Raw genomic sequence first — 11,630 nt, forward strand, 5'->3', positions numbered from 1 at the left:
CCTTACAGCACTTCGGGGGCCAGCGACACGATCTTCATGAACTTCTCGGTACGCAGTTCGCGCGTAACGGGTCCGAAGATGCGGGTGCCGATGGGCTCCAGCTTGGCATTGAGCAGCACGGCGGCGTTGCCGCCGAAACGGATCAGCGAACCGTCCTTGCGGCGCACGCCCTTGGCGGTGCGAACCACCACGGCGTTGTAAATTTCGCCTTTCTTGACGCGGCCACGGGGGGCGGCGTCCTTGACGCTGACTTTGATGACGTCGCCGATGCCGGCATAACGGCGCTTGGAGCCGCCGAGCACCTTGATGCACATCACAGAGCGTGCACCCGTGTTATCGGCCACGTCCAGCGTGGTCTGCATTTGGATCATGATTTTTCCTGTTCCAACTTAGTCGAGCTGGGCAAAACCGCTTCGTTTTTTCTTTACGAACCGGGCTTGCTCATTTCAACCAGTTTTGGTCCCGTAGGGCCCCTGGCGCAACTTGCGTCGCCCCAGCAACCCGGGTTGAAATCTTGCGGCAAATAATTTTTGTGCTCTCAAGCTGTTGGCGCGCCATTTCCGCACCAAACCCGCCTTCCCGCACACCCTCCCCAAAGCATTTCGGGGAAAGAGCTAAGCATTCTAGCGCGCCTTTCAGGGTTTACGCAAGTACTTTCTTGCCATGTGGTTTAGACTGATAGGCGCCCGGCCATGAACGCGCGGCTCCTGCGCGTTCGCCCCTCTTTTTTGGAGTCCGATCGCATCATGTACGAATCCCTAGCCCTTTACATCAACGGCGAATTCATCGGCGGCGACGGCCGCAAGACGGAAGACGTCGTCAACCCCGCCACCCAGGAAGTCCTCGGGCAGTTGCCCCACGCCACCCAGGCCGACCTGGACCATGCCCTGGAATCGGCCCAGCGCGCCTTCGAATCCTGGAAGCGGTCCTCGCCCATGGATCGTTCGGCCATCCTGCGCAAAGTCGCCGAGCTGGCCCGCGCCAACGCCAAGGAGATCGGTCGCAATATGACGCTGGACCAGGGCAAGCCCCTGGCCGAATCTGTCGGCGAGATCGTATCCTGCTCCGAGCACCTGGACTGGGCCGCCGAGGAATGCCGCCGCCTCTACGGCCGTGTGATCCCGCCGCGCAACCCGGACGTGCGCCAGATCGTCATCCGCGAGCCGGTCGGCGTCTGCGCCGCCTTCACGCCCTGGAATTTCCCCTACAACCAGGCCATCCGCAAAGTCGCCGCCGCGATCGCCTCGGGCTGCACGATGATACTCAAGGGCCCGGAAGACTCGCCCAGCGCCATCATGGCGATCGCCCGCATGTTCCACGAAGCAGGGCTGCCCAAGGGCTGCCTGAACATCGTTTGGGGCAAGCCGGCCGAGATCTCGGACTACCTGATCCGCTCGCCTATCGTGCGCAAGGTCAGCTTCACCGGCTCGGTGCCGGTGGGCAAGCAACTGGCGGCACTGGCCGGCCAGTACATGAAGCGCGGCACCTGGGAGCTGGGCGGCCACTCGCCCGTAATGGTGTTCGACGACGCCGACATCGACCGCGCCGCCACCATGCTGGCCAAGTTCAAGATCCGCAATGCCGGCCAGGTGTGCGTCTCGCCCACCCGCTTCTATGTGCAAAAGGGCGCCTACGACCAGTTCCTGGCCAAATTCACCGACGTGCTCAAGGGCATCAAGGTGGGCAACGGCTTGGAAGCCGGCATCGATATGGGTCCGCTGGCCCACGAGCGCCGCGTGCCCGCCGTCGAGAGGTTCGTCGAGGACTCGGTCAAGCGCGGCGGCAAGATCGTGCTGGGCGGCGATGCGCCCCAGGGCAAGGGCTTCTTCTTCAACCCGACCGTGATCACCGACTTGCCCGACGACGCCATGCTGATGACCGAAGAGCCCTTCGGCCCGATCGCGCCGGTGGTGCCCTTCACCGATGTGGACGAGGTGCTCAAGCGCGCCAACAGCCTGCCTTTCGGCCTGTCGTCCTATGTGTTCACCAACTCGCTGCAGACGGCCACCAAGGTGTCCAACGGCATCGAGGCCGGCATGGTCAACATCAACCACTTCGGTAGCGCGCTGGCCGAAACGCCCTTCGGCGGCGTGAAGGACAGCGGCATCGGCAGCGAAGGCGGCACCGAGATGTTCGACGGCTACCTGGTGACCAAGTTCATCACGCACGTTTGACGCAGCCTACCAGGGCTATGCCATGCAAAACGGGCCCGCCTCCCCATCGGCCTCTTCGTTCTCGCGTGCCCTGGTTTCCAGCATCGTCGGGTTGCTCCTCACCCTCGGTCTGGCCCTGCTTATCGCCATAGCCTGGCAGGGCGTGGCCAGCACCGAGCAGGCGTCCCGGCAGGAGATCAAAGAGACACTGGAACGCTCTGCAGACCATTTGCAAGCCCTGGTCCACGCTGCCGAGCTGACGGCCAGATCCGTGGAGCGCGTCGCGCGCACGGATCGGGTCGATTCGGCCACGCTTCTGCCCGCCCTGCAAACCTTGCAGGCTGCGTTCGACCAACAGCCGGACCTTAGCTATCTCGGCATCGTTCTCCCGAAAACCGGCGAATACGGCAATCTGGAACGAACCGCCGACGGCACGGTGCTGCTCTGGCTCTTTCCAGGAAACAGGCCGATCGACCCGACCGTGCGCAATTTTGTCCTGACGGACACGGGTTTCGTGCCGCACTTGCACTATCCCACTGACGGCTACGACCCGCGCAAACGGCCGTTCTACCAGGCCGCCCTGGCCGACGGCAAGGCGGACGGCATCTGGATGCCGGCCTATCGATGGATAGTCCATACCGACACCCGCGAGGAGCTCTGGGGATTCAGTTACGTGAAGGCGCTGCGCAACAGCGATGGGACGCTGCTGTGCGTGATCGACACCGATTTCGACATGCCGGCCCTGAACCGCTTCCTACGGTCCCTTTCCAAGGAATACCACGCACAGTTGCGGGTCGTGGAGCTGGGGCCGACGCCGCGTCTGATCGGCGCGCCGGGCGCCAACGCCATGCCGCTGCCGCTGCCCAAGGAGCTGGCGCCGCTGGCGCGCAGCACCTCCGGCGCCGCGGTTTCCGTAGACCGCATCTCTCTGGATGGCACTATGCAATGGGTGGCCGCGCGCCGCATTGCGCTCAAGGGCGGCATCTCGTGGCTGCTGGTGGTCTCGCGCGCGGCGCCGTTTATCGAGATGCCGCTGCGCCACCAGCTCTATGCGGTGCTAGGCATGGGTATGGCTATCGCGCTGGGCCTGGTACTGCTTTCAGTGCGCATCGCCCGCCGCTTCGGCATGCCGCTGGCTGAATTGGAAAGGCGCGTGGCCGCCATCGGCCAGCCGGCGGTCGACCCACCCCAAGCCCGGACACCGTCGTCGGTGAACAATTTCCTGGAAACCAAGCGCCTGGGCGAGTCGCTGGACCGGATGATCGCCGAGCGCGAGCAGGCCGAAGCGAATCTGCGGGCTCTGGCGATGTACGATCATCTGACCGGCTTGGCCAATCGCAACTTGATCGAGGAGCGGATCGCGACGGCCATCGTGCATGCCCGGCGCCATGGCACGCTGCTGGCGCTGCTCTACATCGATCTGGATCGATTCAAAGTCGTCAATGACGGTTACGGCCACCTATTCGGCGATGCCGTGCTCAGGGCCGTAGCCAAGCAGCTTGCCGAACTGGTGCGCCCGCACGACACAGTGGCCCGGCTCGGCGGCGACGAATTCCTTATTCTCCTGACCCCTCTCACGCGATCGAGCGATGCCGGCCTGGTCGCGCGCAAGATCGTCGCCTGCCTGGACAGCCCGCTCCTCGTGCAGGACCGAAAAATCCATCTCTCGGGCAGCGTAGGCGTGAGCGTTTTTCCCAAGGACGGCGAAACCGGCCAGACCTTGGTCGACAACGCCGACATGGCGATGTATCGAGCCAAAGAGCTGGGCCGCAATACCTGGCAGTTCTTCGCTATCGGCATGAGCCTGGAGACCCAGCACCGAGTCGACCTGGAAATCAAGCTACAAGCCGCGATCGGAACAGGCCAGCTGTCCTTGGCCTATCAGCCCAAGATCAACCTGGACAGCGGCCGCATCACCGGCTGCGAAGCGCTGCTGCGCTGGCGCCACCCCGAGCTGGGCGATGTGCCGCCAGACCAATTCATCCCCATCGCCGAAGATTCGGGCCTGATCGTGCCCATTGGCGACTGGGTATTGCGCATGGCCTGCATGCAGGCACGGGCCTGGATGCAGGCCGGACTGCCCTGTGTCTGCGTTGCGGTAAATCTCTCGGTGCGCCAGTTCCTGCAGCAGGACGTCATAGCCTGGGTGGCGCGCACCCTGCAAGACACGCAGCTGCCGCCTGGTTGCCTGGAGCTGGAACTTACCGAAAGCCTGATAGCGCAGGACGCCGAAAAGGTCGTGGAAACGATCGACGCAGTCAAAAAACTCGGCGTGAAGCTGTCCATCGACGATTTCGGAACCGGATATTCCAGCCTCAACTACTTGAAGCGCTTTCGCGTGGATACGCTCAAGATAGATCAATCCTTCGTGCGCAACATGCTGACCGAAAAAGAGGACGAGGCCATCGTGCAAGCCGTGATCGCCCTGGCCCACACGCTGAATTTCAAGGTGATCGCCGAGGGCGTGGAAACCGAGCAGCACTATCGCTTCCTCAGCCGGCATAACTGCGACGAAATTCAGGGCTACTACTTCAGCCCGCCTGTTACGGCGGAGGAGTTCGCAGACATGCTGCGCGAGGGCAAGCGCCTGATCTGAAACGTCAGTCCGATGCCCGTTCGGCGCGGAAGGCCCGCGCCGAAGCGCCGAACCGGCGCTTGAACAGACGGCTGAAATGCGAGGGATGCGCGAACCCTGCCAGGTAGGCCAGTTCCGCGATGCCACGGTGCGCGTGCCGCGGGCTGGCGAGCAGGTCGCGGCAATACAGCAGGCGCTGCTCATAGAGATACGCCTCCACGCCCACGCCCTGGAAGATCCGGTGCAGGTAGCTCGGCGAGATGCCGCAGGCCTGGGCGATAGCCTCGGGCCTGAGGTCCGGATCGCCCAGGTGGCGCTTGATGTAGGACTCGATGCGTTCGCGATGGGCCAGCGTGACGCTGCTGTCGGCCTCCGAGGCCTGGGCCCGGCCGGGCTCGACCAGGAACAGCACGACCAGGTCGAGCAGGCGCTCGCCCAGCTCGGCCACTTCGGCATCGGACCAGTCCCCCAGACCCTTGAACAGCTGCTCCAGATATTGCGCCAGCAGGGCTCCGCGCGGCGAGCCGTCGCCGATGAGCAACTTGTAGAAGGGTTCGATGCGCGCATGACGCCGCTCCAACGACTGGCGCGGAAACGAGATGCTCAGGCTGCGGTAGCCTTGCTCACCCTGGGCCGTCGCGCGATAGGGCGCACTTTGGTTCATCAGGTAGACGCAGCCGGGTTCGACCTGAAACTGCCGACCCGAGCGGGACACCTCCAAAGGCCCGGCCAGCGGCAGACCGAAGGTGTAGAACTCCTGCGACAGCCGCGCCACATTGTGCGACGTGCGCTCGATCTGCTGGCCCTGGTAGTGCAGATCGTTGAACTGGAACCCCGCGCGGCGCACGTACCGCACGCTGCCGGCGAAAGGCTCGGACGCGCCGCGGTGCACTTCGAAGGGGCCGAACGCATCGCTCAGCGTCTCGCGCCACTGTTCGTAACCCTGCGGCCCGCCCTCCAGGATCTGATGCCCGGAACCCCTTGTTGTCATGGCGATGTCTCCTGGGGAACTGCGCCGCCCGGATTTTTACCCAGGCTCCACATTTTATTGACTCAGTCCGCACCCGGTGTGCGATTGTGTTGCGCTCTGTTTTTCCGCGCGCCATAGTCGAACGAAATCCTGACAACTATAACGCCGGGCGCGGACCCGGACACGAGGAAGGAGACATGCGCGACGACGCCACCTGCGCAGCTGAGCAGGCCTGTATAGGGCCTGCCTCGCGCTACATCGGCTGCCTGGGCCGCGAGCTGCATTTCGTCCAATGGGGCGAGGCCTCGGCGCCCGCCGTGTTCCTGTGGCATGGCCTGGCCCGCACCGGACGCGATTTCGACGATCTGGCCCAGGTGCTGGCCGCGCGCTATCGTGTCATTTGCCCCGACACCCCCGGGCGCGGCCTGTCGCAATGGAGCGCCGACCCCATCGCAGACTACCGGCTGGACAGCTATGCCCGCCTGGCGGCCGCCCTGGCCGACGCGCTGCGCCTGCCGCAGCTGCGCTGGGTCGGCACATCCATGGGCGGCGCCATCGGGTTGGTCGCCGCCGCCACCACGCTGCGCGGCAGGATCTCGCACCTGGTGCTCAACGACATCGGCCCCGAACTGCCTGCCCCCGCCGTAGAACGCATCACGACCTATGTCGGCAACCCGCCCGCGTTCGACACCGTGACCGAGCTGGAAGGCTGGCTGCGCCAGGCCTATCGCCCCTACGGCTGGCAAAGCGACGCGCAGTGGCGGCGCATGGCCGAGACTTCGACGCGCCGCCTGCCCGACGGCCGCGTCACGCTGCACTACGATCCGGCCATCGTCGGCCAGTTCCGCCACCATCCGCGCGACTACGACCGCTGGGACGCGTACGACGCCCTGCGCCTGCCGGTACTGCTGCTGCGCGGGGCGCAGTCCGATCTGCTGCCCGAAAGCGTGGCCGACGCGATGACGCGGCGGGGCCCGCGCGCGGCGCGCATCGATTTCCAAGAATGCGGCCACGCGCCGGCCTTGAACGTCCCCCTCCAGATCAACGCCGTGGCCGATTTCCTGGCCCGCCCCGGCGAACTTTGAAAAATGCCACGAAGGAGACATCCATGAAACGACTGTTGCTGGCCGCCCTGGCCGCTTTTGCACTGCAGACCCCGGCCTGGGCGAACGACTTCGTCATCGCCCACGTCTACGACAAGACCGGCCCGCTTGAGGCCTATGCCAAGCAGACCCAGACCGGCCTGATGATGGGCCTGGAATACGCGACCCACGGCACCATGGAAATCGACGGCCGCAAGATCCGCGTGATCGAGAAGGACGATCAGGGCAAGCCCGACGTGGGCCGCGCACAACTGGCCTCGGCCTATGCCGACGACCACGCCGACATCGCCGTGGGTCCGACCTCGTCCGGCGTGGCGCTGGCCATGCTGCCCATCGCCCGGGAGTACCGCAAGATCCTGCTGGTCGAGCCCGCCGTGGCCGACTCAATCACCGGCGCCAAGTGGAACCGCTACATCTTCCGCACCGCCCGCAATTCGTCGCAGGACGCCATCGCCAACGCCACGGTCTTCGACAAGGAAGGCACGTCCATCGCCATGCTGGCGCAGGACTACGCCTTCGGCCGCGACGGCGTCAAGGCGTTCAAGAGCGCGCTCAAGCACGCCAAGATCGTCCACGAGGAATACCTGCCGGTGAACACCACCGACTTCACCGCCGGGGCGCAGCGCCTGTTCGATTCACTCAAAGACAAACCCGGCCGCAAGATCATCTTCATCCTGTGGGCCGGCGCGGGCAATCCGTTCAAGATCGCCGACCTGGATCCCCAGCGCTACGGTATCGAGATCGCCACGGGCGGCAATATCCTGCCAGCCACCGCATCGTGGAAGGCCCTGCCCGGCATGGAAGGCGCCACGTACTACTACTACGGCATGCCCAAGAACCCCATCAACGACTGGCTGGTGGCCGAGCACGAGAAGCGCTACGGCCAGCCGCCCGACTTCTTCACCTGTGGTGGCATGTCCGCGGCGCTGGCCATCGTCGCGGCCCTGAAGAAGACCCATGGCGACTCTGACACCGAGACGCTGATCAAGGCCATGGAAGGCATGAGCTTCGAGACGCCCAAGGGCAAGATGACTTTCCGTGCGCAGGATCATCAGGCCATGCAGAACATGTACCACTTTCGCATCCGCAACAACCCGTCGCTGTCCTGGGCCGAGCAGGACCTGGTCAACGTGATCACGCCCGAACAGATGGACGTGCCCATCCTCAACAAGCGCTGATCGCAACGTGCTGGAAACCCGCGATCTCACCATTCGCTTCGGCGGCCATACGGCCGTGGATCAGGTCAGCTGCCGCTACGAGCCCGGCACGCTGACCGCTGTGGTCGGCCCCAACGGGGCCGGCAAGACGACGTACTTCAACCTGATCTCGGGGCAATTGCGCGCTGACGCGGGCACAGTCCACCTGGACGGGCGCGACCTCACGCCCCTGGGCGTCTCGGCCCGTATGCATGCCGGGCTGGGCCGCGCCTTCCAGCTGACGCAGCTGTTTCCCTACCTGAGCGTGCAGGAGAACATCAGGCTGGCCCTGCAATCGCGGGCACAGGGGGCGAGCTGGCGCCACATCCGTCTGTGGCGCGTCTGGGACACGGATCGAACACTGTTGGAGCGGGCCGACGAATTGCTCGAACGCACGCTGCTGGCGGATCGCCGCGGCCTGCCCGCCGCAAGCCTGCCGCACGGCGACCAGCGCAAACTGGAGATCGCCATGCTGATGGCCCTGTCGCCGCGCGTCTACATGCTGGACGAGCCCACCGCGGGCATGAGCGTGGACGACATGCCCGTCATGCTCGAGCTGATTCGCGGACTCAAGCAGGACAGCGGCAAGATCATCCTGCTCGTCGAACACAAGATGGACGTCGTGCGCGAACTGGCCGACCGCATCGTGGTGCTGCACAATGGCCGGCTCATGGCGGACGGCGAGCCGTCGGAAGTGATCGCATCGGACATCGTGCAGCAGGCCTACCTGGGCACCGCGCCCGACAGGAGCGCCGCGTGAGCGATACGCCGATGCCTTCCCTGCTCGAACTGCGCGGCGTGCACACGCACATCGGCGCCTATCACATCTTGCACGGCGTCGACTTGGCCGTGCCCCCGGGGCAGGTCACCATGCTGCTGGGCCGCAACGGCGCCGGCAAGACCACGACCCTGCGCACCATCATGGGCCTGTGGCGCATCTCGTCCGGCGAGTTGCGCCTGCAGGACCGCATCGTGGGCAACGCGGACCGGCGTATCGCCCCGCCCGATATGGTGGACCAAGGCATCGCCTACGTGCCCGAGAACATGGGCATCTTCGCCGATCTGAGCGTACAGGAAAACATGCTGCTGGCTGCCCGCAAGGCGCGCAGGGCCGCCGACCTGGATACCGCACGCCTGGATTGGATATTCGGCTTCTTTCCCGCGCTGCGCAAATTTTGGCTGCATCCGGCCGGCAAGCTGTCCGGCGGACAGAAGCAGATGCTGGCCGTGGCGCGCGCCATTGTCGAGCCGCGCCGGCTGCTGCTGGTAGACGAGCCCAGCAAGGGCCTGGCGCCGGCCATCGTGCAGAACATGATCGAGGCCTTCGCCGAGCTCAAGCGCGACGCCACCACAGTGCTGCTGGTCGAGCAGAACTTCGACTTCGCGCGCCGCCTGGGCGATCGCGTCGCGGTCATGGACAACGGCCGGATCGTGCATCACGGCGATATGGCCGAACTCGCCCGGGACGGCTCTTTGCAGACCCGCCTGCTGGGCCTTTCCCTGGACAGCCATCAATGAACGCAAGCACCCATGACACGCCGCTGCCCGGCACGCGCTTGGATCCCATTCCCATGCTGATGGTCGCCGGCCTGGCGCTCATCGCCCTGCCGCTGGTCGACGGATTCTCGACCTGGCTCACGCTCACCGTGGCCGGCCTGGCCATGGGCATGATCATCTTCATTGTGGCCTCCGGCATGACGCTGGTGTTCGGCCTCATGGATGTGCTGAACTTTGGGCACGGCCTGTTCATCACGCTGGGCGCCTATGTCGCGTGCAGCGTGATGGGGGGCATGACGGGCTGGACCCAAGCGGACAGCCTGCTCGCCAACCTGGGCGCGATCTTGCCCGCCGCCGTGATCGGAATGCTGGTCGCCGGTGCGGTGGGCGCGGTTTTCGAACGTCTCATCGTGCGGCCGGTGTACGGACAGCATCTGAAGCAGATCCTCATCACCGTGGGCGGCCTGATCGTGGGCGAAGAACTCATCAAGGCCATCTGGGGCCCGCAGACGCTACCGTTCGCGCTGCCGCAAGCCTTGAGCGGCGCCGTGCTCATGGGCGATGCCGCCGTCGAAAAATTCCGCTTGCTGGCCCTGGCCGTCGGCGTGCTGGTTCTGCTGCTCATGCTGTGGGTGCTCAACCGCACCAAACTCGGCCTACTGATACGCGCCGGCGTGGAAAACCGCGAGATGGTCGAAAGCCTGGGCTATCGCATCCGCCATCTCTTTATCGGCGTGTTCGTGGCCGGCGCCATGCTGGCCGGCCTGGGCGGTGTGCTGTGGGGCATGTACCAGCAGGCCGTCATTCCGCAACTGGGTTCGCAGGTCAACATCCTCATCTTCATCGTGATCATGATAGGCGGCATGGGCTCGACCCTGGGCTGTCTGATCGGCTCGTTGCTGGTTGGCCTGATGGCCAACTACACCGGCTTTCTCGTGCCCAAGGCCGCGCTCTTCTCCAACATCGCCCTGCTCATCGTCATCCTGATGTGGCGGCCGCAGGGCGTCTACCCGGTCGCATCGCGCTGACCCTCCTTGCATCGGCCCGCCTATGCCTCGCATCCTCTCGGGCGATCTGCCCCGCAGCCGCATCCTGGCGGCGCTGCTGCTGCTGACACTGGTCGCGTTGGCGATCGCGCCCTTCCTCTTTCCCGGCCCGCGCGCGCTGGCGGTCGCGGGCAAGGTGCTGGTGTTCATCGTCCTGGTGGCCAGCTACGATCTCTTGCTGGGCTATACCGGCATCGTCAGCTTCGCCCACACCATGTTTTTCGGCATCGGCGCATATGGTGTGGCCATCGCCAGCACCGCAATGGGTTCGAGCTGGAGCGCCATCGCACTGGGTACGGGCGCCGCGCTGCTGCTGTCCCTGGTGTTGGCCGCCGTCGTCGGACTGGTCAGCCTGAGGGTACGCGCGATCTTCTATGCCATGATCACGCTGGCCATTGCGTCGGCATTCCAGACACTGGTGTCGCAGCTGTCCGACCTGACCGGCGGCGAGGACGGCCTGAGCTTCGACGTGCCGCGCCTGCTGAGTCCGGCTTTCCGACTATTTCAAGGCCGGGTGTTCGGCGTCGCGGTGGATGGCGGCATCGTTGGCTATTACCTCATGTTCCTGGTCTGCGCGATGCTGTTCCTGGCCATGCTGCGCATCGTCAACTCGCCTTTCGGGCGGGTGCTGCAAGCCATACGCGAGAATGCCTTTCGCGCCGAGGCCATCGGTTTTCGCACCGTGGTCTACCGCAGCGGTTCCAATGTGCTAGCCGCCGCCTTCGCCACCCTGGCGGGCGCGCTGTACGCGCTCTGGCTGCGCTACAACGGACCCGATACCACCCTGTCCTTCGAGATCATGCTCAACATTCTGCTGATGTTGGTGATCGGCGGCATGGGTACCCTGTACGGCGCGGTGCCGGGCGCGGCGATCTTCGTGCTGGCGCAAAGCTATCTACAGGATGGCCTGCGCCTGTTGCACCACGCGCTGTCCGGCCTCGGGCCGGTCGCGGCTCTTTTCCAGCCGGATCGCTGGCTACTGTGGCTGGGGCTTCTGTTCGTGCTGTCGGTCTATTATTTCCCCACAGGCATCGCCGGCCGCCTGCGCGAGCTCGGCAGACGCGGCGTTCGCGCAGGCCCTTATTGATTC

At 65.0% G+C, this 11,630-nt stretch carries 10 protein-coding genes; 8 read left to right on the forward strand and 2 right to left on the reverse strand.

Translation table 11 applies throughout. From position 1 onward, the window contains the following. Window positions 1-2: 2 nt before the first annotated feature. On the reverse strand, window positions 3-371 hold the full coding sequence (gene rplN, locus H143_RS0106260) for a 50S ribosomal protein L14 (protein WP_019937378.1): 369 nt from the start codon (window positions 369-371) through the stop codon (window positions 3-5). Between the two features lie 375 nt (window positions 372-746). On the opposite strand from rplN, the gene H143_RS0106265 reads away from it, so the two are divergent. Both H143_RS0106265 and H143_RS0106270 read left to right on the forward strand, forming a co-directional pair. Continuing rightward, window positions 747-2,174 (forward strand): NAD-dependent succinate-semialdehyde dehydrogenase, encoded by a 1,428-nt coding sequence (locus H143_RS0106265; protein WP_026349783.1) that lies wholly within the window; start codon window positions 747-749, stop codon window positions 2,172-2,174. 22 nt (window positions 2,175-2,196) lie between these two features. Continuing rightward, on the forward strand, window positions 2,197-4,749 hold the full coding sequence (locus H143_RS0106270) for an EAL domain-containing protein (protein WP_019937380.1): 2,553 nt from the start codon (window positions 2,197-2,199) through the stop codon (window positions 4,747-4,749). 4 nt (window positions 4,750-4,753) lie between these two features. Here the strand turns inward: H143_RS0106270 and H143_RS0106275 are convergent, their stop codons facing one another. Next, the gene (locus tag H143_RS0106275; RefSeq protein ID WP_019937381.1) at window positions 4,754-5,719 is read right to left on the reverse strand and encodes a helix-turn-helix domain-containing protein; all 966 of its coding nucleotides are present in this window, start codon (window positions 5,717-5,719) and stop codon (window positions 4,754-4,756) included. Between the two features lie 176 nt (window positions 5,720-5,895). Between H143_RS0106275 and H143_RS0106280 the strand changes: the two genes are divergently transcribed. The 6 genes from H143_RS0106280 to H143_RS0106305 are packed head-to-tail and all read left to right on the forward strand — an operon-like array spanning window position 5,896 to window position 11,627. Then, window positions 5,896-6,783: an alpha/beta fold hydrolase gene (locus H143_RS0106280; RefSeq protein ID WP_019937382.1), complete on the forward strand. Its 888-nt coding sequence runs from the start codon at window positions 5,896-5,898 to the stop codon at window positions 6,781-6,783. A 23-nt stretch (window positions 6,784-6,806) separates the two neighbouring features. Next, window positions 6,807-7,979: a substrate-binding domain-containing protein gene (locus tag H143_RS0106285; RefSeq protein ID WP_019937383.1), complete on the forward strand. Its 1,173-nt coding sequence runs from the start codon at window positions 6,807-6,809 to the stop codon at window positions 7,977-7,979. Between the two features lie 7 nt (window positions 7,980-7,986). Next, complete coding sequence (locus H143_RS0106290; protein ID WP_019937384.1) at window positions 7,987-8,757, forward strand: ABC transporter ATP-binding protein; 771 nt, start codon at window positions 7,987-7,989, stop codon at window positions 8,755-8,757. A gap of 11 nt (window positions 8,758-8,768) precedes the next feature. Further along, complete coding sequence (locus H143_RS0106295) at window positions 8,769-9,515, forward strand: ABC transporter ATP-binding protein (RefSeq protein WP_033366152.1); 747 nt, start codon at window positions 8,769-8,771, stop codon at window positions 9,513-9,515. Beyond that, complete coding sequence (locus H143_RS0106300) at window positions 9,512-10,522, forward strand: branched-chain amino acid ABC transporter permease (RefSeq protein WP_019937386.1); 1,011 nt, start codon at window positions 9,512-9,514, stop codon at window positions 10,520-10,522. Before H143_RS0106295 ends, H143_RS0106300 begins: the two co-directional genes overlap by 4 nt. A 22-nt stretch (window positions 10,523-10,544) precedes the next feature. Then, on the forward strand, window positions 10,545-11,627 hold the full coding sequence (locus tag H143_RS0106305) for a branched-chain amino acid ABC transporter permease (protein WP_019937387.1): 1,083 nt from the start codon (window positions 10,545-10,547) through the stop codon (window positions 11,625-11,627). Window positions 11,628-11,630: the final 3 nt, after the last annotated feature.

It is taken from the genome of Bordetella sp. FB-8, from assembly GCF_000382185.1.
Lineage (GTDB): Bacteria > Pseudomonadota > Gammaproteobacteria > Burkholderiales > Burkholderiaceae_B > Bordetella.